This is a genomic window from Verrucomicrobiota bacterium, assembly GCA_016200005.1.
Lineage (GTDB): Bacteria > Verrucomicrobiota > Verrucomicrobiia > Limisphaerales > PALSA-1396 > PALSA-1396.
The window spans coordinates 56,890-81,633 of the sequence record JACQFP010000003.1; the positions used below are offsets into that span (position 1 = coordinate 56,890).

The 24,744-nt window shown below is 59.2% G+C and carries 24 protein-coding genes; 17 read left to right on the forward strand and 7 right to left on the reverse strand.

Annotated features, from left to right (window positions below):
• Positions 1 to 20 precede the first annotated feature (20 nt).
• From HY298_00885 to HY298_00945, 13 genes are all read left to right on the forward strand, one after another.
• On the forward strand, positions 21 to 809 hold the full coding sequence (locus tag HY298_00885; GenBank protein MBI3848835.1) for a formylglycine-generating enzyme family protein: 789 nt from the start codon (positions 21 to 23) through the stop codon (positions 807 to 809).
• Entirely contained in the window at positions 806 to 1,441 is a 636-nt protein-coding gene (locus tag HY298_00890; protein MBI3848836.1) for an SCO family protein, read from the forward strand. Before HY298_00885 ends, HY298_00890 begins: the two co-directional genes overlap by 4 nt.
• Positions 1,442 to 1,754: 313 nt before the next feature.
• Entirely contained in the window at positions 1,755 to 3,224 is a 1,470-nt protein-coding gene (locus tag HY298_00895; protein MBI3848837.1) for a c-type cytochrome, read from the forward strand.
• A 14-nt stretch (positions 3,225 to 3,238) separates the two neighbouring features.
• The gene (locus tag HY298_00900) at positions 3,239 to 6,709 is read left to right on the forward strand and encodes a molybdopterin-dependent oxidoreductase (GenBank protein MBI3848838.1); all 3,471 of its coding nucleotides are present in this window, start codon (positions 3,239 to 3,241) and stop codon (positions 6,707 to 6,709) included.
• Positions 6,710 to 6,713: 4 nt separating this feature from the next.
• Entirely contained in the window at positions 6,714 to 7,256 is a 543-nt protein-coding gene (locus tag HY298_00905) for a hypothetical protein (protein MBI3848839.1), read from the forward strand.
• 11 nt (positions 7,257 to 7,267) lie between these two features.
• Positions 7,268 to 8,539: a 4Fe-4S dicluster domain-containing protein gene (locus tag HY298_00910; GenBank protein MBI3848840.1), complete on the forward strand. Its 1,272-nt coding sequence runs from the start codon at positions 7,268 to 7,270 to the stop codon at positions 8,537 to 8,539.
• Complete coding sequence (locus HY298_00915; GenBank protein ID MBI3848841.1) at positions 8,523 to 9,467, forward strand: molecular chaperone TorD family protein; 945 nt, start codon at positions 8,523 to 8,525, stop codon at positions 9,465 to 9,467. Before HY298_00910 ends, HY298_00915 begins: the two co-directional genes overlap by 17 nt.
• 3 nt (positions 9,468 to 9,470) lie before the next feature.
• Entirely contained in the window at positions 9,471 to 10,493 is a 1,023-nt protein-coding gene (locus HY298_00920; GenBank protein MBI3848842.1) for a hypothetical protein, read from the forward strand.
• Positions 10,494 to 10,506: 13 nt separating this feature from the next.
• Positions 10,507 to 10,965, forward strand: coding sequence for a molybdenum cofactor biosysynthesis protein (locus HY298_00925; GenBank protein ID MBI3848843.1), 459 nt, complete (start codon positions 10,507 to 10,509; stop codon positions 10,963 to 10,965).
• 13 nt (positions 10,966 to 10,978) lie between these two features.
• Positions 10,979 to 11,221, forward strand: a complete 243-nt coding sequence (locus tag HY298_00930; protein MBI3848844.1) for a DUF2249 domain-containing protein — start codon at positions 10,979 to 10,981, stop codon at positions 11,219 to 11,221.
• A gap of 9 nt (positions 11,222 to 11,230) precedes the next feature.
• Positions 11,231 to 11,950 carry a Crp/Fnr family transcriptional regulator gene (locus HY298_00935; protein MBI3848845.1) on the forward strand — a complete coding sequence of 240 codons (720 nt, stop codon included), beginning with the start codon at positions 11,231 to 11,233 and terminating at the stop codon, positions 11,948 to 11,950.
• Positions 11,951 to 12,009: 59 nt separating this feature from the next.
• A complete protein-coding gene (locus tag HY298_00940; GenBank protein ID MBI3848846.1) occupies positions 12,010 to 12,420 on the forward strand; it encodes a cupin domain-containing protein in 411 nt (136 codons plus the stop codon).
• Positions 12,421 to 12,569: 149 nt separating this feature from the next.
• On the forward strand, positions 12,570 to 12,908 hold the full coding sequence (locus HY298_00945; GenBank protein ID MBI3848847.1) for a hypothetical protein: 339 nt from the start codon (positions 12,570 to 12,572) through the stop codon (positions 12,906 to 12,908).
• Here the strand turns inward: HY298_00945 and cadA are convergent.
• From cadA to HY298_00965, 4 genes are all read right to left on the reverse strand, one after another.
• A complete protein-coding gene (gene cadA / locus HY298_00950) occupies positions 12,905 to 15,259 on the reverse strand; it encodes a cadmium-translocating P-type ATPase (protein MBI3848848.1) in 2,355 nt (784 codons plus the stop codon). The two genes, HY298_00945 and cadA, sit on opposite strands and share 4 nt — an antisense overlap.
• Positions 15,260 to 15,370: 111 nt before the next feature.
• A complete protein-coding gene (locus HY298_00955) occupies positions 15,371 to 15,910 on the reverse strand; it encodes a universal stress protein (protein ID MBI3848849.1) in 540 nt (179 codons plus the stop codon).
• A 26-nt stretch (positions 15,911 to 15,936) separates the two neighbouring features.
• Positions 15,937 to 16,509, reverse strand: coding sequence for a universal stress protein (locus tag HY298_00960; protein MBI3848850.1), 573 nt, complete (start codon positions 16,507 to 16,509; stop codon positions 15,937 to 15,939).
• Between the two features lie 28 nt (positions 16,510 to 16,537).
• Positions 16,538 to 17,041 carry a universal stress protein gene (locus HY298_00965; GenBank protein MBI3848851.1) on the reverse strand — a complete coding sequence of 168 codons (504 nt, stop codon included), beginning with the start codon at positions 17,039 to 17,041 and terminating at the stop codon, positions 16,538 to 16,540.
• A gap of 313 nt (positions 17,042 to 17,354) precedes the next feature.
• On the opposite strand from HY298_00965, the gene HY298_00970 reads away from it, so the two are divergent.
• From HY298_00970 to HY298_00985, 4 genes are all read left to right on the forward strand, one after another.
• Complete coding sequence (locus HY298_00970; GenBank protein MBI3848852.1) at positions 17,355 to 17,807, forward strand: Crp/Fnr family transcriptional regulator; 453 nt, start codon at positions 17,355 to 17,357, stop codon at positions 17,805 to 17,807.
• A gap of 245 nt (positions 17,808 to 18,052) precedes the next feature.
• Positions 18,053 to 18,934, forward strand: a complete 882-nt coding sequence (locus HY298_00975; protein MBI3848853.1) for a helix-turn-helix domain-containing protein — start codon at positions 18,053 to 18,055, stop codon at positions 18,932 to 18,934.
• A 63-nt stretch (positions 18,935 to 18,997) separates the two neighbouring features.
• Positions 18,998 to 20,131, forward strand: coding sequence for a PAS domain S-box protein (locus HY298_00980; protein MBI3848854.1), 1,134 nt, complete (start codon positions 18,998 to 19,000; stop codon positions 20,129 to 20,131).
• Positions 20,128 to 20,814, forward strand: a complete 687-nt coding sequence (locus HY298_00985) for a response regulator transcription factor (GenBank protein ID MBI3848855.1) — start codon at positions 20,128 to 20,130, stop codon at positions 20,812 to 20,814. The genes HY298_00980 and HY298_00985 overlap by 4 nt, the downstream gene beginning before the upstream one ends.
• Here the strand turns inward: HY298_00985 and HY298_00990 are convergent.
• From HY298_00990 to HY298_01000, 3 genes are all read right to left on the reverse strand, one after another.
• Positions 20,811 to 21,812 carry a zinc-dependent alcohol dehydrogenase family protein gene (locus tag HY298_00990; GenBank protein ID MBI3848856.1) on the reverse strand — a complete coding sequence of 334 codons (1,002 nt, stop codon included), beginning with the start codon at positions 21,810 to 21,812 and terminating at the stop codon, positions 20,811 to 20,813. The two genes, HY298_00985 and HY298_00990, sit on opposite strands and share 4 nt — an antisense overlap.
• 82 nt (positions 21,813 to 21,894) lie before the next feature.
• A complete protein-coding gene (nuoB, locus tag HY298_00995; GenBank protein MBI3848857.1) occupies positions 21,895 to 22,782 on the reverse strand; it encodes an NADH-quinone oxidoreductase subunit NuoB in 888 nt (295 codons plus the stop codon).
• Positions 22,783 to 23,045: 263 nt separating this feature from the next.
• Positions 23,046 to 24,641: an NADH-quinone oxidoreductase subunit C gene (locus HY298_01000; GenBank protein ID MBI3848858.1), complete on the reverse strand. Its 1,596-nt coding sequence runs from the start codon at positions 24,639 to 24,641 to the stop codon at positions 23,046 to 23,048.
• Positions 24,642 to 24,744 lie beyond the last annotated feature (103 nt).

The window sequence follows — 24,744 nt, forward strand, 5'->3', positions numbered from 1 at the left end:
AACTGTTCGCAGCCGCGCTGATCTGCACGGTCAGCGCGGTCCCGCCACTTTGTGCGCAGACACCACGCGACGCCACGCCAGTCGTCGCACCGCCCCGCGGCACAGTCTTCATACCCGCCGGCGCTTACCGGCCTCTATTCCGCGGTGAGAATGATCCAAAGGAAATTTCAGTGAAACCGTTTTATCTGGAGGTTGAGCCGGTCACCAACGAGCAGTTTCTGGAATTCGTGCGCGCCAATCCACGCTGGCGCCGGTCACAGGTGAAGCGGCTGTTAGCTGACGAATCTTATCTCAAACCTTGGGCCGGTGACCTTGATCTGGGGAAGGACGGCGGAAAAATAAGACAAGCGCCTGTCACTTGCGTCTCCTGGTTCGCCGCCAAAGCCTACTGTGCCTGGAAAGGAATGCGGTTGCCGACCGTAGCCGAATGGGAATATGCCGCCAATGCCAGCCCAACGCGCCCGGACGGTGAGAACGATCCTAAATTCAAACAGCAAATCCTGGAGTGGTACACCACACCAGCACCGCGGACGCTTGCACATGTCGGCACTGGGCGCGCCAATTATTTCGGGGTCCATGATCTGCACGGGTTAGTGTGGGAATGGGTGGCCGATTTCAACACCGCACTCGTAACCGGCGAATCCCGCGGCGACACCGGACTCGAACGAAGACTCTTTTGCGGCAGCGGTTCGGAAGGCGCCAACGACCGCGACAATTACCCGGCGTTCATGCGTTACGGTTTTCGCAGCAGTCTCAAGGCAGATTACACCGTCCACAACCTCGGTTTCCGTTGCGCCAAAGATTTATGAAAACTCGCGTTGTCAGTATTTTAGGCGCGACCCTTGTGTTCGTCGCCAATACCCGCAGTGACGCCGGCGAAGCAGCCCAACCCGCCGCCAAAGCGTCCTGCTGCTGCGCCAGAAACCTGGAACCGGCCGCTCCCCTGACTGATCGATCCATTTATCAGCTTGACTCCACTTGGACCAACGACGCCGGCAAACCGATCAAGCTCGCCGTGCTTCGTGGACGCACGCAAGTCGTCGCCATGTTCTTCGCTAACTGCGCCTACGCCTGTCCCCTCATTGTCAACGATATGAAACGCATTGAGGCCGCGCTGCCGGAATCGTTTCGATCCCGCGTTGGCTTCACACTGGTTTCTTTCGACAGCGAGCGCGACACGCCAGAGACGTTGAGCGCCTTTCGCAAGAGCCGGGGACTGGCGCAAAGCCGGTGGACATTATTGCGCGGCCAACCGGACGACATCCTGGAACTGGCCGCGGTGCTCGGGGTAAAATTCAAGAAGGATGCGCGTGGCCAGTTCGCCCACTCCAATCTCATCACGGTCTTGAATTCAGAGGGCGAAATAGTCCATCAACAGATCGGGCTGAATCAAAGCATCGAGGAGACCGTTCGCATCGTTCGACAAATGACCGAGAGATAAGCCGTCCTTCGCTTCAGCCGCTTCGAACCGCAGACTGACAAACCTTTCCCCGTGCTGAACGCGCACGCTGCCGTGGCGCCAGAATCAATGTCGATCAGGTGACGACCTCTGCCGACGCCCCGGAGAATTTTCGCGACAGAAGGTGACGGCTTGTTCGCGCGCCGTTTTAGTAATTCTTGACTTGAATCAAAACAGAGTGCGCGGTTCCCGCTCATGATCATATCCAATGAAGATTGCGCCGCATTTCTTAAGCGTAACCATCCTTGTCGTGACGAGCGGACTTCCCGCCCAAACTGTATCTCCAAGACCTGCATTGCCAACAAGCGCTACTGTTTCGCTCTCGGCCGGACGCGCCGTCTATGAGCAACATTGCGCGGCCTGCCACGGCGTCAACGGTGACGGCAACGGCCCGGCTGCCGTCTGGCTTTACCCCAAACCGCGAAACTACAGCGCGGGCCTGTTCAAAATCCAATCCACGCCCGCCGGCTCACTGCCAACGGACGACGACCTGCTCAACACCATCACCCGCGGGATGCCAGGCAGTTCGATGCCGAGCTTCACGTATCTTTCCGACCAGGAGCGGCGCGAAGCGGTTGCGTACGTCAAATATCTCACCGCCTACACGGACAATTCCGGCAAGCGCATCAACCGCTTCGAGGAAGCCGCCACCAATGGCCTGATCGCCAAACCGGTGGAAGTGCCGCCCGAGACACCAGTCACCCTTCAGGAGCTGACGTTGGGCCGCGACATGTTTAAAAAGATGCAATGCTTTCTTTGCCATGGGCCGACGGGTGCAGGCGATGGCGAGCAGGTGCCTACCCTTAAAGACGCTTTCGGCCTCGCCATTCGCCCGCGCGATTTCAACACCGGCATGTTCCGTGGCGGTCACACGGGGCCAGATCTTTACCGGCGCATCTACACCGGCCTCGGCGGTACGCCGATGGTGCCGTATGGCGATGCGGTGATGAAGCCCGCGGAACGTTGGGCGCTCGTCCATTTCGTGCAATCACTGCGGCGCACCGATGTCGCCGTGAACGATCTGCTCACACCGGAGGACGGAGCGATTCGCGTGAAGAAAATCGCGAAATTGCCAATCGATCCGATGGATCAATACTGGGAATCACTCGATCCCGTGCGCGTGCCGCTAAATCCGCTGTGGCCCGAGCCGCAACAGGTTTATGCGGTGGCGGTGTCCGCCGTGACCGATGGCCGGAAGCTCGCGGTGCTGCTCCAGTGGCGCGACGAACTTCCGCAAAACACCGCGATCCGCGTGCAGGACTTTCAGGACGCCGCGGCGCTGCAGTTCTCCATGAGCGGCAATTACGGCTTTCTGGGCATGGGTGACGCGAAGAATCCCGTGAACCTCTGGCAATGGAAAGCCGGCTGGCAGGCGGAGGCGGAAGGACACGCGCCAACCGTGAACACGGCCTACCCTTCGATGCACTCGGACACTTACTTCGCCACGAGTTACAGCACTGCCGCCAGCGCGGGTAATGTCATTTCGCAGCCACACAAATCACCCATTGAGGACGCCAACGCGCGCGGCTTCGGTTCATTCAAATCGCAGCCGCTCGCCGGGCAGAACGTCCAAGGCAAAGGCCTGTGGCATGACGGCTTTTGGAACGTGGTTTTCGTCCGCGATCTGAAATCAAAAGATGCGGAGGATGTGAAATTCGCGCGCGGCAAATCCGTGCCTGTGGCGTTCGCCATCTGGAACGGCGAGCAGCATGACCGCAACGGCCGCAAGATGGTCAGCAATTGGTATCAACTTGTGTTCGAATGAAACGACCAAAAATTATGAACGACCATTTTTCCCGCCGCTCCTTCCTCCAGCGCAGCGGCCTCGTCGGCGCGGGCATCACGGCGGCGCAATTCCTTCCGCTGCGCTTCCTCCAGGCGCAACCAGCGCTGGAAGATGTCAGCAATCCACTCGCGCACTATCCGAACCGCGAGTGGGAAAAACTCTACCGCAATCAATATGCCTACGACCACCAGTTCTCCTGGGTCTGCGCGCCGAACGACACGCACAATTGCCGCATCACCGCGCACGTTCGCAACGGCGTCATCGTCCGACTCGGCGAGCAATATGACATCGGTGATTACTCGGATCTCTACGGCAATCATGCCACGACTGCCTGGGGCAACCGCCATTGCGCCAAGGGTTACACGTTTCACCGGATTCTTTACGGGCCGTATCGACTGAAACATCCCATCGTGCGGCGCGGTTGGAAGCGCTGGGCGGACGACGGTTTCCCGACCCTCACCGCCGAGGTCAAAGCCAAATACAAATTCGATTCGCGCGGCACGGACAAATTTGAGCGCATCCCGTGGGACGATGCATTCAGCTACATCGCCCGCGCGACGAAAGCCATCGCGACCCGTTACAGCGGCGAAGCGGGCGCGAAGCTCCTCGAATCACAGGGCTATCCGCCGGAGATGATTGAGGTCATGGGCGGCGCGGGCACGCGCACCATCAAGATGCGCGGCGGCATGGGCCTGCTCGGCGTGCTCGGCAAATATGGCATGTATCGCCTCTGCAATTCGCTCGCGTTACTGGACGTTCACATTCGCGGCGTGAAGCAGGAGGACGCGAAGGCTGGCCGCGTCTGGTCGAATTACACCTGGCACGGTGATCAGGCTCCCGGCCATCCGTGGGTGCATGGGCTGCAGAATTCCGAGACGGATTTCAATGATCTCCGAAACTCGAAGCTCATCGTCATGAACGGCAAGAACCTCGTCGAAAACAAAATGGCCGATGCCCATTGGTTCGTCGAGGCGATGGAGCGCGGCTGCAAGATTGTCGTTATCGCGCCCGAATACGGCGCGCCCTCCACGAAGGCGGATTATTGGATTCCCGTGCGCCCCGCCACCGACGCAGCGCTCTGGCTCGGCGTCACGCGCGTGATGCTCGACAACAAATGGTACGACGAAAACTTCGTGAAGCGGTTCACGGATTTCCCGTTGCTCGTGCGCACGGACAATCTCAAGCGCCTGCGCGCCGCAGAAGTTTTCGCGAACTACACCAGCACCCTCCCCGCCGACAGCCCGAGCAAAAAGGTTCAAGGCTTGACGGATGAACAACATCAGAAACTCGGCGATTTCGTGGTGTGGGATGCCAGGTCGAATTCACCGAAGGCGCTCACCCGAGACATGGTGGGCGAAACGCTCGCCAAGTCAGGCCTTGATCCGCAGCTTGATTTCAAAGGCAGGATAAAACTCGCCGACGGCAGCGAAGTGGAGGTCGCCACGTCGTGGAATCTTTACCAGGTTCACCTCAAGGACTACGACCTGGACACCGTTTCCGAAATCACGAGCGCCCCGAAGGAATTGATCGAGCGGCTCGCGAAGGACATCGCCACGATCACGCCGACTTCGATTCATCAAGGCGAAGGCATCAATCACTGGTTTCACGCGACCGAGGCGAATCGCGCCGCGTATCTGCCGCTCATGCTCACCGGCAACATTGGCAAGCCGGGCGCTGGCTGTCATGGTTGGGCGGGCAATTACAAGGCCGCGCTGTTTCAGGGAAGCAAGCTCACCGGCCCGGGCTTCAAGGGCTGGGTCGCCGAAGATCCATTCGAGCAGAACCTCGATCCCAAGGCGCACGGCAAGGACATCCACGCGCACGCCTACACCAGGGACGAAGAGCCGGCCTATTGGAATCACGGCGACCGCCCGCTTATCGTCAACACGCCGAAGGAAGGCCGCAAAGTCTTCACCGGCAATTCCCACATGCCGTCGCCAACCAAGGCGATCTTCACGACCAATGTGAACCTGATCAACAATGCCAAGTGGGCCTATGGCATGATCAAGAACGTCAACCCGAACGTGGAGTTGATCGTGACAATGGACACTCAAATGACGGCCAGCGTCGAGTATTCCGATTTCGGCCTGCCGGCAAATTCATGGGTCGAGTTCGAGGATTTGGAGATCACGGCGAGTTGCTCGAATCCGTTCCTGCAAATCTGGAAAGGCGGCATCAAACCGCTTTACGACTCGAAGGACGACCTCGCGATTCTGGCCGGCATTGGCGCAGCGCTCGGCAAAGTCACCGGCGACAAGCGATTCCACACGCACTTCAAATTCGAGCACGAGGGGAAACGCGGCATCTACATCCAGCGCCTGCTCGACAGTTGCACGACGACCGCCGGCTACAAGCTCGACGACATCATGGCCGGCAAGTATGGCCCGCCCGGCGGCGCGCTGCTGTTGTTCCGCAGTTATCCGCGCGTTCCGTTCTACGAGCAAGTTCACGATGATTATCCGTTCTACACGGACACGGGCCGGTTGCATTCCTACAGCGACGACCCCACGGCGCTGGCGTGCGGCGAGAATTTCATCGTCCACCGCGAAGGCCCGGAGGCGACGCCGTATCTGCCGAACGTCATCGTGAGTTCAAACCCGCTCGTGCGCCCGAACGATTATGGCATTCCGCTCGACGCCGAGCATTGGGATGAGCGCACCGTGCGCAACGTGAAGATGAGTTGGGCGGACGCGAAGAACTCGAAGAATTTCCTCTGGGAGAAAGGATTCCAGTTCTACTGCCTGACACCCAAGTCGCGGCACAGTGTCCACTCGTCGTGGGCCAACGTGGACTGGCATCTCATCTGGAACTCGAACTTCGGCGATCAGTATCGCGTGGACAAACGCCTGCCGAACGTCGGCGAGCACCAACTCCACATGAACCCCCAGGCCGCGCGCGACCTCGGCATTGCGGACGGCGATTATGTCTATGTGGACGCGAACCCCGCCGACCGTCCGTATCTCGGCGCGACGCCCAGCGATCCGTTCTACAAGGTGAGCCGGCTCATGCTGCGTCTCACCTTCAACGCCGCGTATCCCTACAACGTCGTGATGATGAAGCACGGCTCGTTCATCGCGACTGAAAAGACGGTGAAGGCCCAGCAGACGCGGCCCGACGGCATGTCGCTCACCGAGGAGGGCTACATCTCGAATTTCCGTTTCGGCTCGCAGCAATCGGTCACGCGCAACTGGCACATGCCGATGCACCAGACCGACACGCTGTTCCACAAATCAAAGGCGTTCATGAGTTTCCTCTTCGGCGGCGAAGCGGACAACCACGCCGTCAACACCGTGCCGAAGGAATGTTTGATCCGCATCACGAAGGCGGAGGACGGCGGCCTCGGCGGCAAAGGCCCGTGGAAACCCGGCACGGAAGGGATGTCGCCTGACGGCGAAGGCAAGCCGATGAAGAAATATCTGGCCGGCGAATTCCTCGGCAGCAAGGGCGCGGCAACGTTTGAATGATCTTATGCCCAAAGACGAATTCGATTTTGAAGACCCGTTTGAGTTGAACGGTATGGCGATGCTCACGCACGAGGACACGACCGACGTCATGGCCGAGTGCTTCATCGAGGAATTCATGCGGTTGGGTTACAACCACAAGCAAGTGCTCGCGCTGTTTTGCAACCCGCATTACCTCGGGCCGAACATCGTGCTGGAGAAACGCGGTTACCAATTCGTGCGCGACAGGATCGCGGAAGTATTCGCGCGCTGGGGTAGAGCGGTGACGTGGCGAGCGGAGAATCCCCTCACCCCGTCCCTCTCCCCTGCCGAAGGGGAGAGGGCGAATCGTACGCCGTCAAACCGCGACCTTGCGGACGCGGATTCCGAGAGCGGCGTCGAGCTTTCAGAGAAACGTCCATTGCTGTTCCCTCCCCCCCTCGGAGGGGGAGAGGGTCAGGGTGAGGGGGCGCGCGGCAAGCCTTCATTCACAGCACTATCACAAGTCATCGAATCGGAAAATTCTTTGACCGACCCAATGGGCGCGCCGATTCCAAAACTGAACGTCTAACACAATTAACCATGAGCAACGTCCTCAACTGGCAACTCGGTCGCGAAATGGATTATCCCTACGACGCGGCGTACCCCGACCAGCAGTTCGCGTTCATCTTCAACATCAACCGCTGCATCGGCTGCCAGAGTTGCACCATGGCGTGCAAGTCCACGTGGACATTCTCGAAGGGCCAGGAATACATGTGGTGGAACAACGTCGAGACCAAACCCTACGGCGGCTACCCGCATCATTGGGACGTGAAAACGCTCGACCTGCTTGAACAAGCCAACCCCGGCGGCCAGAACTGGGGCGGCGTGGCCAAGGATCTCAAGGCACCCTACGGCCAGTTCAACGGTAAAACAGTTTTTGAAGCGGCGAAAAGTTTCATCGGTCCGGAAGGCGCGAACCGCGCGCTCGGTTACCTGCCCACGGATGAGGAATGGTCCGCGCCGAATCGTTACGAAGATCATCCCGTCGGCAACGAAAAGGGAGTGAAGGGCCAATACTTCAAGGGCGGCGAGCTGTTGCCCGAGCACAAGACGTGGTTTTTCTACCTCGCGCGCATCTGCAATCATTGCAGCTATCCCGCGTGCCTCGCCGCCTGTCCGCGCAATGCCATCTACAAGCGCCCCGAGGACGGCATCGTGTTGATTGATCAGGAACGCTGTCGCGGCTACCGCAAGTGCATGGAGGCCTGCCCTTACAAAAAAACTTTTTATCGCGGCACCACCCGCACGAGCGAGAAATGCATCGCCTGCTTCCCGCGCGTCGAGGGCAAGGACCAGGCCGGCGGCGGCCTGCCCATGCAAACGCGCTGCATGGCCGCATGCATCGGCCACATTCGCCTCCAAGGTTTGGTCCAGTTGAACAAGGACGGCACGTGGAAGGAAGACCGCTATAACCCGCTTTACTATTTGATCCACGTCGCCAAAGTCGCGCTGCCGCTCTATCCGCAATTCGGCACCGAACCCAACGGTTACTACATCCCGCCGCGCTGGGTGCCACGGCCTTACCTCAAACAGATGTTCGGCCCGGGCGTGGACGCCGCCATCGACAAATACTCGGCGCCCGACCGTGAACTGCTGGCGGTGCTGCAACTCTTCGGCAAGGACCAGCGGATCTGCTTCCGCTACGAGATCAAGGAAGGCCCGAAAGTATTCGAGACCGAAGTGCGCGGCAAAAAGTTCGCAATGTTTAACGACACCATCATCGGCTACGCGAAGGATGGGACGAAGATCATCGAGACAACCGTCGAAGAACCGCTGCACGTGCGGCCCGAAAAACATGCCAACTCCATCTGAAATCCAAAATCCAAAATCCGAAATCCGAAAGGAAGAGTGGGCCGCGCGCAGCGACACGCCGAAACGCTCAGTGTTTGGAAATTACCGCGACGACGATGCCGGTAGCAGCGAACGTGAGTCCGCTCCATCTGGTCAGGGCCGACTCACGTCGGCTGCTACGAAGGCAGGGCTTCAAAGTTCCATTGACCTTGCCATGGCGCGCGCGTTCACCCACCGCTTTCTCGCCAAAGCCTACGAAGACCCGACGCCGGAGGCGTGGGGTTGGTTGACCCACCCGCAGACCATCGGCGCACTGCGGGTTGCCAACGCCTTTCTCGGCCCGTCGCTATTGCCGAGCGCCGATGCTCTGATCACGTCGCTCGAACACGATGACTTCGATTCGTTTCACTCCGCCTATCTCGCCGCGTTCGGCCATGCAGCGCGCGGTTCCTGTCCGCTAAACGAAATCGAATACGGCGACCTCAAAGCCGACCCGCTCTTCCAGCCGCATCGTCTGGCCGACCTCGCGGCGTTTTACGGCGCGTTCGGCCTCGAAGTTGCGGAGGACGCCGACGAGCGCCACGACCACATCTGCCTCGAACTCGAGTTCATGTGCGTGCTCGCGGCCAAGGAAGCTTACGCGCTCGAGAACCAACTCGACGCCGACGAGCTGGCGCTCTGCCGCGACGCGCAGAAGAAATTTCTCCGCGAACATCTCGGTCGTTGGACACCGGCGTTCGCGCGGAGACTGACCAAGGCCACGGACGATCCCGCGCTCCGCGCCCTGGCGGTCTGCACCCGCACATTTGTCGAGTCCGAGAGCAAGCGCTTCGGCGTAAGCCCCGGCAGCGAGGATTTGTTATTGCGCCCCGTGGACGAAGCCGCCGAGACGATGTGCGCTTCGTGCGGCCTTCACAATCTTCCGCCCGGCGCGCTGGCGGCCACCTGACCCATGCAACTGCGCTACGACGAAGATTTCATCGAGGCCGCCGTGTTCCTTTGCGCGAGCAGCCGGCGCGCACGCGCAACCCCAGGCAGAGACGACCATTCTGAGGCAGGACAAATTCATGTTGCATATGCAACAAGTAGTTGTCCGACCCCTCACCCGCTCCAAATCGCCCGCTTCCATCGCGAACGCGAAAAACTCTACGCCATCCCCGACCCCGACGAGCGTAACGCGGCGTTCTTCCGGCTAAACCTCGAATGGTTCCGTGAATGGGGACTGGAAAAGCGGATCACCGACGTGTTGAAGGAATTCCCACTACTGCCGCAGAAGTTGAGCGTGCTGGCCGTGCGCAAGTCGCGTGGCAGGCAGGACGAAGGCGCGGAGCTTCATGTGAACGAAGCGGGTCAGCGCAGCGGCGTCATGGCGTTGCGGCCGGAGAGTTTGGCGCGTGATGCCGCGTTGAAGGATTATCTGCGCCACGAGTTTACGCATTTGCACGACATGCTCGATCCGGCGTTCGGCTACGTGCCTGTGCTCGATCTGCGGGCACTCAACGGGGCGCAACAGCGCCTGGCTCGCGAACGCTACCGCCTGCTGTGGGACATCACGATTGACGGGCGACTCGTTGCCAGCGGTCACGCACCGATGGCGACACGCGAACAACATGCCGCAGCGTTCGCGCGGGGCTGTTCGTTTTGGCCGGAGGAAAAGCGCGCGGAAATTTTCGATGCGCTCTGGCACAACCACGCGCCGCGCCACGCGGATTTTCTTGCGCTAATTTCGGATCCGCGCGGTTTGCGCGAGGCGCACCAGGCCGCGCCCGGCGCGCCGTGTCCGCTGTGCGGTTTCACCACGTTCGACTGGTCGGCGGGCGAGTCGTTGCCGGCGCGGATCGCGTCGCGGATTATAGCGGAGTTTCCTGGCTGGTCGCCGAAAGCGGGTTTGTGCGGCCGCTGCCGGGAGACGTACGAGGTCGCCGCCGACCCGCGCTTTCAAGTAGTCTGCGGACTGCGGAGTCCGGCGAGTTAGGGATCGTCGCATGATGCGCATTTGCCAACTGTTCATTTCGCCCGGGCACAATTACGTTGGCCATCACGGTCAGCCGCCGGGCACCAATCCGGTCCTGGAGCTGGGACAGGTCGAGTGTGTGGCCGGACGCGGCTTGCGCGGCGACCGTTTCTTCGGGCACCGGGAAGATTACAAAGGGCAGATCACGTTTTTCTCGATGGAGGTATTCGAGGCGTTGCGTCGTGAGTTGTCACTGCCCGACGCCCGACCAGGCGCGGCGCGGCGGAACGTCTTGGTCAGCGGCAGGGACTTGAGCGACTTCATTGGGAAGGAGTTTGAAATCCAAGGCGTGAAGTTTGCCGGCGTGGAGGAATGCAAGCCGTGCCACTGGATGAACTTTGCGCTGGGTCCCGGCGCGGCAGACTGGCTCAAGAGCCGCGGCGGGCTGCGCGCGCGCGTGCTTGGCGATGGTATTCTCCGATGCCACGCGTAAACTACCATCGCCGATGCCACCGCTAACGCAATTCAAACGATTCGACGTGCGCGATTTGTTGCGACGAGGCATCGAACCGTTTCCCGAAATCCGTCGGCGCGTGGACGCGCTCAAGCTTACGGAAGGGTTGATCATTATCGCGCCGTTCCTGCCGTCCCCGCTCATCGAGAAGCTGGGCAGCGAAGGCTTCCTGTCGAAAGTGGAACGCGGTCAGGGTGCGGATTGGATTGTTTACTTTTGGCGCGAAGCTGCTTGAATGGGGCGCATGTCCGCCGCCCTTGCTGAATTCAAACAGACGGCCCTCGTCAATGCGCTGCGAAGCTGCCAGCTTTTTGCCGGATTGCCATTGCCCGACCTGACCCGTCTCGCCGCCATGACGCTGCTCAAGAATCTGGAGAAAGGCGAATATCTGTTCCACGAAGGCGATCCTTCGCACGGGTTCTACATCGTGCAACGCGGCGCGATCAACGTGCATCGCGTCAATGCCGCCGGCAAGGAACAGGTGATCCACGTCTTCCGTGCCGGTGAATCTTTCGCCGAAGCGTCGCTGGCCACGGATAAAGGTTATCCCGCTGAGGCCCGCGCGTTGGAATCGTCGCAAGTCTTGCTGCTTCAGAAGGCGGGCTTCCTGGCGTTGCTGAAGCAGCAGCCGGAACTCGCGCTGCGCATGCTCGGCTCGATGAGCGTGCACCTGCGCGTGCTGGTCGGACAACTCGAAGACCTGACGATGAAGGATGTCGAGACCCGGCTGGCCAACTGGCTCGTCAAGCGTTGTCCGAACCGCGACAGCCAGACGCCGTTCACTTTTGAGTTGAGCATGACCAAGCGCGTGTTGGCGGCCGAACTGGGCACCGTCAGCGAAACCTTTTCCCGCACGCTGGCGAAGTTTCGCGAACAAAAACTTCTGAGCGTGAAAGGCAAATCCGTCACCGTGCTTTGTCCCGCCAGACTCACCGCTTTGCTGCGCCAGAATCTCGGCGAGTAAAAAGCGCTTCCTTTGACCCAAATCAAAGAGCCGCTCACGGTTTGCGCGATCATTGTTCCATGAACGAAAAACCGTTGATCGACATTCAAGAAGAAAAAATCCTGTCACTCCCGACCGAGACCCAATTTGCGCCCAATGGCATCGTCAGCCGCACGCTGATGAAGACCGCCGCGGCGCGGGTCGTTTTGTTCGGTTTTGCCGAAGGACAGGAATTGACCGAGCATACGTCCACCCAACACGCGCTCATCCAGATTTTGTCCGGCGAATGCGAATTCACCCTCGCCGGCAAACCGCACAAGCTGACCGCCGGAGCTTTGCTCTACATGCCGCCCGACCTGCCGCACGCGGTGAAAGCGACCAGGGAATTTTCCATGCTCCTGACGCTGTTCAAATCAGAGGAGTATCTATCCGCCACGACCTTGAAAACTCCCGTGGTGAGATCGCTGCAAGACCAAAGGGTTTGCGCGTAGGCCGGCGGCTGATTCCTACCTCAACAAATCCTGCGCGCCCGTGCTCCGCTGGTTTAATTTCCTTGCTCCGGCAACTTCCGCCGACGAATAATCCGCCCGTTGAACGCAATCCCTGACGGTGCGATCAACGGCGAGTTCCTGGCAATTTTATGATCCTCAAAAAAGGCGAAAAAATCCACGTGATTCATCGGCGACTTTTTGAGAAAGAGCCGCACCGCCACTTTATTGGCGTCGTTGATGAATACGAGAACGGCGTCGCGCGCGTGACCGGCCATGTCTATACGGTCGATGCCGTGCGGTTTGCGTTCGTTCGCCGACCGGAGAAACGGACGCGCATCATCTCGGTTGTCTCGGGTGATCTGCTGGTGAATGTGATTCCGGAGTCCGTTGACCTGGAGAGCATTGTTTACAAGCAGGAAGCCAAATCCGTGCGCGTCACCGATGGCGGCGACTGGTATCTTGACCTCAGCGAATTCACGTGGCGTTAAAAGGCGTTTGCGACCCTCACCGGATCAACCGCCCTCCGCTCAAATCTCCCGAACAACAGCCGCAGGCTGTTCATTACCACGATCACCGTGCTCCCTTCGTGTCCGACCACGCCCACCGTCAGCGGAATGGCGCCGAACATCGCGAAGGAGACCAGCACCGCCACTGTGCCCAGCGACACCACCAGGTTTTGCCGGATGATGGCCCGGGCGCGTTGGCTGAGCCGGAACGCCGCCAGAAAATTTTCCAGCCGGTCATGCATCAGCACAACCTCCGACTGCTCAAGCGCGGCATCCGAGCCGCGCGCGCCCATCGCCACGCCGACGTGCGCCGCGGCCAGACTCGGGGCGTCGTTCACCCCGTCGCCGACCATCGCCACTTTGTCTCCAGCTTGAGTGAATGCACCGATGACCTCGACTTTCTGTTCCGGCTTCAACTCAGCGCGCACGTCGTCGAGGCCAAGCTGGCGTTTCAGATGGTCGCCCGTGGCCTGCCGGTCGCCGGTCAAAACGACGCTGCGCAGACCGAGTTGTCGCAATTGTTCCACCACGGCGCGCGCTTGCGGGCGGATATCGTCGCGCAACAAAACCCGGCCGACCAAACCGTCCCGCGCCAGCCACACCTCGGAAAAACCAGGTTCGGTCGGCGGCACGTGGCGGATGATGGCGGCCTGTGGCCCTTGCGCAAGCCATTCCCGGCGTCCAAGCAAAACACGCTGCTCGCCGTGCAGAGCTTTCACGCCGAGGCCCGTGACCGATTCGAACCGGGTCAATTCGACCGCGGCAAGCTGTTGATGTTTTCCATGGCGAGTGATGGCGCGAGCCAGTGGATGGGCCGAAAGCCGTTCCAAGGAATAAGCCAGTTGCGCGATCTCCTGCTCCTGGCCCGGCGGAAAACTTTCGACGCGCTCCACCTTCAACTCGCCGGTGGTCAGCGTGCCGGTTTTGTCGAGCGCGACGACGTTGACCTCCGCCAGTTTTTCCACCGCGGCGCCGCCGCGAAAAAGAATTCCGCGCCGCGCACCCCACGCAATCGCCGCGAGCACGGCGGACGGGATGGAAAGCACCAAAGCGCAGGGTGATGCGACGACCAGCAACGTCATGGTGTGGTAAAAAGCGCTTTGCCTGGAGGCCGTCGCCGTGAATGGACTCAACCCCAAGCCCAGCCACCAGATAAAAAACATCACCAACGAAAGCGCCAATACCAGGTACGTATAAACCGTTCCGAACTTGTCCGTGAACCGTTGCGCGGGCGCCTTCTGGTGTTGGGCCTCCTGGATCAACCGGATTATTTTTTGCAAAGAACTTTCGGCCGCGGGCCGCAACACGGACGCTTCGACGGCGCCCCAAAGGTTGAGCGTGCCAGCCAGAACACTGTCGCCTACGCCTTTCTCCACGGGCGTGGCTTCGCCGGTGAGGTTCGACTCGTCGGCGGCAGTCTGGCCTTTGACCAGTTCCGCATCGACGGGAAACTGCGCGCCCGGCTTGAGGAGCAGGCGCATTCCGGGCCGCAATTGTTCCACCGGCACTTCTCGTTCGCGGCCTCGTTCGTCCACCACGATGGCGACCTTGGGCGCGGCTTTGAAGAGCGAACGAATTTCGCGTTGCGTCCGGCCCAGCGCGAAGTGTTCCAACGCGCCGGAGAGGGAGAACAGGAACAACAGCATCGCGCCTTCTCCCCACGCGCCAATGCTCGCGCTGCCAACGGCCACGGCCAACATGAGGAAATGAACATCGATGGTGCTTTTTTTGAGACGCGCCCAGACTTCCTCGACGGTAAACCAGGCACCTGCCACATAGGCGAACGCGTATAGAATTCTCGTGATCCAGCCTGCGCCAGCGAAGTAAGCGCCAAGCCCAAACACGCCGCACAAGATGGCGGCGGCCAGTTGAGGTTTCCATTCGTCAATATGTTCTGCGTGTTCGAGGAATTCAACGTCCCGTTGCACCATCTTGGGCCAGGGAATATCGCGCCAACGCCAGAACGTCGGCGCTGTGGGACAGGTCACGCGCGCAATCGTCGTCGTGTCACCGTCATGGCGGATGGCGATTTTCTCACGCTCCTGCGGTGAGAGCGGTGTGTCACAAGTCTGGCAGTCGCCTTCGCCGGCGAGCAGATGGCAATGATGGCTCACATCGGCTTCCTGCCCTTTTCGGATCGTCGTGGTGATGCGTTCGGTGAGTCTGGGCACGTCTGCTCTTCCCAACGTGGCGACCGAAATCGTCTGGCGCGCCCGATTAATTGTCACGGCTTCCAACGTCGGCTCGGTGGCCAGTGCGTCTGCCACGGAACGGGCGAGGCACTTGGGCGTTTCCGAATCCCGCGGCGCTTCAGTTTGAGACGGCAAGCTCATAGATCACTTTCAAAAGCATAACACACACCGTCTCTACGCCGCGATTGCAAACTGGCATCGGGTTGGGAAACAATGTTGCGATGGTTTTGGTTTCCAGTGATTGGGCCGGGGCTAAATGAATTCATGCGCGTGCTCGCGCACGATGAGGACGGGACAAGGCGCGTAGCGCACAACATGTTCGGTGGTGCTGCCGAGGAGGACGCGCTTGAATCCCGTCCGGCCGTGGGTGGAAATAATGATTAAATCTGCCCGCCGTTTCTTGGCGGCATCCACGATGACACTTCCGGGATGGCCGGTTTCGATCACCGTTTTGACCGGGCAACTTTTTCGAACGGAACTGGCCAGCCTGCCAAGTTGTCGTTCGCCGGCCCGTCGCGTCTCTTCCATCAACTCGGGATAATCAAAGGCCGAATATTCACTGCTGGTGGTGTAATAGTTGACGTGCACCACGTGCAGCAGAGTAATGGCGGCCTGGAACTGCCGGGCAAACGGAAGGGCATAGTCAAGCGCCTTCCGCGAGCACTCCGAAAAATCGACCGGCACCAGTATGCTCGCGAGTTGGAAAGCCGGTCCAGGCCGCGTTTTGCCGGCCATGCGCGGCGTTTTTCCAGCCCCTGTCCGGGGCGGCGTTTTCCTGGCTTTGGTTTTCATAACACTTTTGGCCCACCGGCGGCTCGTTAAACAAAATCATGTTCCTGTTCGCGCACCGTCAACACCGGGCAGGGTGCCTGTCGCACCACGCGTTCGGCCGTGCTGCCCAGGAAGGCGTGTTTTAGTCCCGTGTACCCGTGCGTGGCAATGATGATGAGATCAATGTCCCACTCTTTGGCGGTGTGGATGATCTCGGCGTATGGCCTGCCGATGCGAACGATGGGATCGGCGGCGATCTTCGGATTGATTTCCGTTCGGCACAATGCCGCAAGTTGTTTCCGCGCCGTCGCCACCAGTTCCATGTTCACCTGTTCCATTTCAGCGGGCACCAGTATATCAAAATAGTTTTCCGGATAAACCCGCGGCTCGACCACGTGCAGGAGGATGAGCCTGGCATCGTATTTCTCCGCAAACGGCAACGCATAGCGCAGAGCCTTCAGCGAATAGTCAGAATAATCAATCGGCACCAGGATGTTCTTCAATTGGAATGACGGCGCTGCCGCCGAGGCTTTGGCGGCACCTGCCTGGAGCAGTTGATCGTCCCGACGATTCAACTCGAAGCGCACTTGTCCCGGTCTGGAGGTGGGTTTGATCTTCATAATGGTTCCTTTCCGGTGGCAGTCTTGCTTAACTGAATTCGTGCTCCGGTTCGCGCACCACGAGTACCGGGCAGGGTGCGTGACACACGACCTTCTCCGCGGTGCTGCCCAGTAAAACGTGCTTCAGACCCGTGTGACCGCGCGTCGCGATGACGATCAGATCGATGTCTTGAGTGCTCGCGAGCGTTGCGATCTCCAGGAATGCTTTGCCGACGCGGACGTGCGGCAGCACCGGTATGAGTCTCTTGATGGCTTTCTTGGACAGGGAAATCAGACGGTCTCGCGCGATTTCGGTCATTCTTGCTTCGGGGATTGCGAGCGGCAGATTCTCGAGATCATTGGCAAAGGAGGCCTGCTCCACCACATGCACCAGGCAAATCGTGGCACCGAACTGTTCGGCCAGCGGCACGGCATATTGCAATGCTCTAACCGAGGCCTTGGAAAAATCGATTGGCACCAGGATTCGCTTTAATTTCAGAGCCAATCGGGCTGGATCGACCTCGCTGCAGGCGTCCACTGACGTTGTGGACATAATAGGCTTTAGGAGATCGGCCCTTGATCGTGAGCGCCTTTTCACAGAGTTCGTTTTCATACGCTTGGGTTGCGCTTGGTTTTTCCAGGTGAGTCTAAGCTGGCCATGCCGTTCTGCCGCACAGCGATTGTCAAAAACTCAACGTTTATTGCCCGTGGCAACTTCCAATCTGGCAAGAATTGCAAAGCCTTTACCAATTCAAGTAAAGCCTTCGACTTGTTCGCTCAGTACGATGGGTGCAGCAAATGAGATTATTCTTTGGCCAAAGTCGGGACATCACTCGCACCCGATTACCGGTGAGGGCAACCGAATTATGCAAACGCTGGAATCCATCATCGCTGAACTCCCTTTCTTGAAAGGTTTGAGTTCAAAGCATCGCCAGATCTTGGCCGACAACGCCATGCAATCGCAGTTCAAAGCCGGTGAATTGATCTTTCGCGAGGGTGATCCCGCCAATCGTTTCTATCTGATCCAGCAGGGTCAGGTGGGCTTGGAATCCTCCCCAAAAGACCGCCCTGCCGTGCGGATCGAAACCATCGGTGCGGGCGACGTGCTGGGCTGGTCCTGGCTTTTCCCGCCTTATTACTGGCACTTCGACGCGCGCGCACTGGAACCAACCACCGCGATCTTTTTCTATGGCACCCGGTTGCGCGAAGAATGTGAAAAGGACCATGATCTAGGCTATGAGTTGATGAAACGCATGGCGGGGGTGGTGCTGCAACGATTGCAGGCGACCCGGCTGCAACTGCTCGAAGTCAGACACTGAACTGATAACCGCAATGGCCTTTTGGACGGCCGGGAACTGGAAGCACAAACGTTCGTGGAATGATCCCGGCGACTATGCGATCTGAATGTTCGCGTCATCCTCCAATAAGGGTTTTCCTTATCTGACTTGGCCGCTTTCCCCTAAACGAGAATCAGGGACGGCCCCAATTGTCGTAAATCGTGCCTTCTCCTATTTTGTTGCTACCAAAACAAATTTGGTGACGTGCCGAACAGAAAGCGACAAATATGAACGATAACAAAAATTTAATCGAAGCCCTGACCACCTCGCAAATCTACCAGGACTACGAACGTGCTTTCAGCGAAGCCACCGGGCTCCCCGTTTCCCTGCAGCCGCTGGAGTCGTGGCAACTGCCGCACCACGACCGGCGGAAGGAAAATCCGTTCTGCGGGATGATGGCGCAAAACAGCCGCTCCTGCGCCGCCTGCCTGCAAGTGCAGCAGAAACTCACCGAAACCGCCACCCGCGAAGCGCAATCTGTCACCTGCACCCTGGGCTTGTGCGACACCGCTGTGCCGGTTCGAACCGGGGATCGCCTGATTGGTTTTTTGAAAACCGGCCAGGTCTTCCGCAAGAAGCCGACGGAGGCGCAATTTGAGCGCACCGCCAAGCTCGTCGCCGACTGGGGCGTGCCGACAAAATCAAATGACCTCAGGGCCGCTTATTTTGATACGCGCGTGCTGCCGGCCAAACAACATGAATCGGTGGTCAGGCTGCTCAGCATTTTTGCCCAACACCTCTCCATGGTGAGCAACCAACTCATCGTCAAGCAGGAAAACGCCGAGCCGCCCATGATTACTCGCGCCAAGGCTTACATTAACGAAAACCAAACCGAAGACCTCTCACTGGGCATGGTGGCCAAAGCCGTCAACGCCAGTTCCTACTATTTCTGCAAGATGTTCAAGAAGGCGACGGGCATCAACTTCACCGATTACCTCTCGCGCGTGCGCATCGAGAAAGCCAAGAACCTTTTGTTGAATCCAAATCTGCGCGTCAGCGAAATCGCCTACGAAGTGGGCTTCCAATCTCTCACCCATTTCAACCGCGTTTTCAAAAAAATCCTCGGCCAGTCGCCCACGGAATATCGCGGACAACTCCCCGCCTCGTGAACCGTCGCGTCACTCGGACGTTTTTCAGGTGTCTCGGTCACCGGATTTGTTATACTCCGGTCGATGAAAGAGTACGTTCGTCTGACCAAAGCCGCTTTGATTGAACGGCTGAAAGCGCTCGAAGAAATGGCCGTCGCCAACGAACTGCAACAAATCCAACGCTCGACCGAACGCAAACAGACGCAAGCCGCATTGCGAGACAGCGAGTCGCGGCTGCGCGCCATCCTCGACACCGCCGTGGAAGGCATCATCACCATCGACGAGCACGGAAGCATCGAGTCCTTCAACCCGGCGGCCGAGCGGATTTTTGGCTATTCGTCGGAAGAAATCATCGGCCAAAACGTCAGTCATCTCATGCCGGCCCCGTACCGGCAGGAACACGATGCTTACATCGCCAACTACCTGCGGACCGGCAGAGCGAAAATCATCGGCATCGGTCGCGAAGTGGTGGGCCGACGCAAGGATGGAACCATTTTTCCAATGGACCTGGCCGTCAGTGAAGTCCGGCTCGCCGACCGCCGCCTGTTCACCGGATTCGTCCGCGACATCACGGAGCGCAAACGGTTGGAGCAGGAGATTCTTGAAATCAGCGGTCACGAACAGCGGCGCATCGGCCAGGACCTGCACGACGGTTTGTGCCAGCAACTCGCGGGGATAGAATTATTGAGTCAGGTGCTGGAGCAAAAACTCGAAGTCAAATCTCCAACTGAAGCCGCCCGGGCCGCTGAAATCGCCCGGCACGTTCGCCAAGCCATCACGCACACTCGCAACCTGGCTCGCGGACTTTCGCCGGTTGAGCTTGAGGCCAACGGCCTCAGCTCCGCCTTGCTCGAGTTGGCGTCGAATGTGGAGAAACTGTTCAAGGTTGATTGCGGTTTCCAGGGCGACGAATCCGTCCTCGTGCCGAACAATTCTGTGGCCACACATGTCTATCGCATCGCCCAGGAAGCCATCAACAACGCCATCAAACACGGCAAGGCACGTAATATCTTGATCACCTTGAAGCCGGTGGATGGCAACATCTGCCTGACGGTGGCCGACGACGGCATTGGTTTTTCCAAAGAATCAACGCAAAGCACGGGTATGGGCCTCCAGATCATGAACTATCGCGCCGGCATGATCGGCGCTTCATTGGAAATCCGCCGCGCCAACGGCCGGGGCACCACTGTCACCTGCTCTTTCAGGCAACCTTTATGACGACTGCCAAGAAAGCCGCTTCCGCAAGCAACAGGAAGCGCATCCTCATCGTGGATGACCATCCGATGATGCGTCAGGGGCTGGCCCAGCTCATCGGTGAGGAAGCGGACCTGACGATTTGCGGCGAGGCGGAGAAAGCCAGTCAGGCGCTCGAAGGGATTGGCAGGTTGAAACCGGATCTGGTATTGGCGGACATCTCGTTGCCCGACAAAAGCGGCTTGGAGTTGATCAAAGACATGCAGGCCATCAAACCCGGCCTCGCCGTGCTCGTCATCTCGATGCACGATGAATCGCTCTACGCCGAACGCGTCCTCCGAGCCGGCGGACGCGGCTACATCATGAAACAGGAGGGCGGCAAGAAATTGATGGCCGCCATCCGCCAGGTGTTGGACGGGAAGATTTATGTGAGCGAAAACATCTCGGCCCGGATACTGGAAAACCTGTCCGGTCGCCACATTTCGGGCGACGGCACGCCGGTTGATAAACTCTCCGATCGCGAATTGGAAGTCTTTCAACTCATCGGCGAAGGAAAAGGCACCCGGGAAATCGCCGCGCAACTCCATCTGAGTATCAAAACCGTCGAAGTCCATCGCGCGCACATCAAGGAAAAACTTTCCCTCAAGACGGCCCCAGAACTCGTTCGCTCGGCCGTGCGTTGGGTGGAAACCCAGCAAAAAGTCTAGCGAGTAGAATTGGCGTTTGGCACCAAAACGGCGGCGCCGTGAATTTTCCCCTCCCGCAATCGAGACAATACCTCGTTGGCTTGAGCGAGTGGAAAGGTTTCAACTTCCGTTTGCACTGGCACGCGAGGCGCCAATGCCAGAAACTCCTCGCCATCCCGACGGGTCAGATTCGCGACGGAGCAAACACTGCGCTCCTCCCAAAGAATTTCATAGGGAAACGACGGCACATCACTCATGTGAATGCCGCCGCAAACCACCGCGCCGCCCTTCCGGACGGCTCTGAGTGCTTGCGGGATCAGCGCGCCGACGGGAGCGAAAATAATCACCGCATCCAATTGCTCCGGCGGCAGCGTGTCGGACCCGCTGGCCCAGACTGCGCCAAGTTTCTTCGCAAACCGTTGCGCCTCCTGATCTCCCGGCCGCGTGAACGCAAATACTTGCCGTCCTTGATAGCGCGCCACTTGCGCCACGATGTGCGCCGCCGCGCCAAATCCATAGATTCCCAGTCGTCGCGCCTCGCCCGCCTTGACGAGTGACCGATACCCGATGAGTCCAGCGCACATCAACGGTGCTGCCTCTGCATCGGAGTAAATTTCCGGAATTGGAAAACAAAAGCGCGCATCCGCAACCGTGTATTCGGAATACCCGCCATCCAGCGTGTATCCGGTGAAGCGCGCTGCATCACAAAGATTTTCTCGTTGCGTCTGGCAGAACCCGCACGCACCGCAAGTCCAGCCCAGCCACGGAACACCCACTCGATCACCCACTGCAAAACGTCCGGCACCCTCGCCTGCTTTGCTCACCGTCCCGATGATCTCGTGTCCCGGCACCAGCGGCAATTTCGGATGCGGCAGTTCACCATCGACAACATGCAAATCTGTGCGACACACTGCGCAGGCGTGAACACGGACGAGGACTTGTCCCTTGCCGGGTTCGGGCACAGGTATTTCGGCTTCGCGGAGCGGCTGCCGTGCAGCATCCAGAACCATGGCTCGCATAATCGATTCAGCCCGACTATCGCACATCCCAAGGAACGCGGCGAAATCCCAAAGCGTTGGCGCTGCGCCGCACCTGTCACTTTCAAGTCACTTGACCAGACGTCGAAGGCTGGGAAACACGCCCCATCGCCAGAAGAATGCCGTGCAGGAGCGCGTGCGGATTCGGTGGGCAACCGGGGATATAAACGTCAACGGGCAAGACCGCATCCACAGCGCCGACGGTTGCGTAGTTTTGGCCGAAGATGCCGCCGCTGCATCCGCACGCCCCGACGGCTACCACCAGCCGCGGATCGGGCATGGCGTTGTGCGTTTTCCGCAACGCCAATTCCAGGTTCCGCGTCACAGGGCCGGTTACCAGCAGCATGTCCGCGTGGCGCGGCGACGCGACGAAGTGAATGCCAAAACGCTCGATGTCGTAAACCGGACTGTTGAGGCCAACAATCTCCACCTCGCAACCATTGCACGAACCGGCATCTACTTCGCGGATATGCAGCGAGCGGCCAAAGATCTTGTCCGCACGTAGCTTGATTTGTTCTCCGATGACTTCCAGCGATTCACGTTGTGAGGCCGACAGTTGACCGTGTTGGGTTTTCTCAGTTGTCGGTGGTGAAACGAGACGGTCATGTGTTCCGTCGGGCCGGAGGCTGTAACTTGCGCTCGTCATCAAATCGTTCCGGCTCCGTGCGGCGCATTCGCAGACGTTTGTCATGCGAATGGCTTTGTCCACGTCCGCGCACAGGCCGCAGAAGATGCACCGGGCCAGATCAAGGCTGGCCGTGCGCGCAACGGCAGTGTCCTTGAAATCGATCGCGCCGGTCGGGCAAATCGTGGCGGCGGGGCGGGCATCTTTCCAGTTCGCCCAATCAATCTCCGGGCGTCCGCGCGCGCGGATGGAAACTTCCGGCGGCGTGGCCGGGTAACTTGTGGTGACGACACCAGTGCCAAGACTTTTGCGAAGGATTTCAAACATAGGTCAATAGAGGTGACGGCAGTAAATCACCGCAGCGAAAGCATGCAAAGCAGGTGTCGTCGGTCGCGAAGCGTTTGGAATGCGCCGACTTGTCGGCGCTTTCGACGCTGATGACATCTGAAACGCCGAGGATTGAACAACACGTAGCGCCTTACGAGAGCGGTGACAAGTCACCGCACTCCATACGCTGGCGCGAGATTCCCTAGACCTCGAATGACCGGAAGCCTCAGTTCGCACTCTACTTGGCTGGATAAATCGCCGACTCATCGATCAGTCCCTGAATACGAAAGGTTGAAACTTTTGTTCACGACCGGGAAATCCGGAATGATATTGCCGAGGATCGCCTCGCTCATCGCCGGCCAGTTTTGCAGCGAAGGATCTTTGACCTTGCAGCGTGCCAGCCGGTTGCCGGGCGCGGTTCGAATCCAATGAAAAATCTCCCCGCGCCAGCCTTCCACGTAGCCGAGCGCTACGCTGTCGGCGGGCAACTCGCCGAGTTCGACGCTCAGCGGGCCGTTCGGCAACCTGGCCGTGAATTGTTCAATCAACGAAAGCGACTCGCGTACTTCGTCGATCCGCACCTGCATCCGATGTTCCACGTCGCCGACCTGATAGACGGGCACGTGGACTTTAACCTGATCGTAAGCCGCGTGCGGAAAGTCGCGGCGCAAATCGTGGTCGAATCCGGAAGCGCGGCCTGCGATGCCGACCACGCCAAGGTCGCGCGCGACTTCGGGTTTGAGCACACCGGCGTGTTCCAGCCGATCGAGTGTCGAGGACGAACCTTCAATGAGTTTCACCAGTGACTCGAACTCGGGTTTCAATTCCGCGACAAGTTGCGCGAGCGTCTTGAGTTGGTCGTGGTCCCAATCGAAGCGCACGCCGCCCAAACAGGCCATGCCGCGCAAGAGCCGGTTGCCGGTGAGGGTTTCGTTGACGCGCAACACGCGTTCCTTGAGTCGCATCGCGTGCATGTGGGCGGTCACGAAAGCCACGTCCGTGCAAATCGCGCCGATGTCGGCGATGTGGTTGTAGAGGCGCTCCAGTTCCAGGCAAATCGAGCGCAACACGCGCGCGCGCGGCGGAACTTCTACTCCGGCAAGGCGCTCGACCGCATGGCAAAATGCCGTAGCGTGCGCGAAGCCCGAGTCGCCGGAAATACTCTCGGCTAGACGCACGCAATGTTGGACGGGCAGGTTCTCAAAAAGTTTCTCCGTCGCTTTGTGCGTGTAGAAAAGCCGGATTTGCAGATAGAGGACCGGCTCGCCCGCGACACTGAACCGGAAATGTCCCGGCTCGATGATGCCCGCATGCACCGGACCGACCGGCACCTGAAACACGCCTTCACCCTCCACCGTGCGGAAATGGTGTCGCTCGCCCTCGAACGGCGGGAGCTTCGTGCGCAGTTCAAAATTCTTGCGGAGCGGATAGACTTCCGGCCAGTCGTCGTGCAATGCGCATCGGCGTGGGTTTGGGTGACCGATCAGTTTCAAGCCGAAGAGGTCCTGGATTTCGCGCTCCTGCCAGTTGACGGACGGCAAGGCGTTCGTAAGCGAAGTGAATTCAGGTTGTTCGGGCGACACCGGCACACGCAAGGTGATGAAACTGTGCGCCGCGTCGAGCGCGAAAACATAATACAGGTGAAACACGCCGTCGCTGGGCCGGGCATCGTCGGCAAACAGGCTCACCAGACGCGCCTTCCACTTGCGATACAGATGCGCGCAGAAGCCCGCGACCAGATCCATTTTGGCGTGAACATAAACCTCGTTGGCGCGCGGCGAGACCACGGCGTTGAGCCGTTCGCCGAAGCGTTGTTTGACTTCGTTCAAGATGGGTTGGAGTGAGGAAAGGACATTCATGATGTTACGAATTCGCAATGCCTGGCGCTGTCGCGAAGCGTTTGGAGTGCGCGGACTTGTCGGCGCTTTCAGTCGGGCGCAATCGGTGCGCTGCGGTATTTTC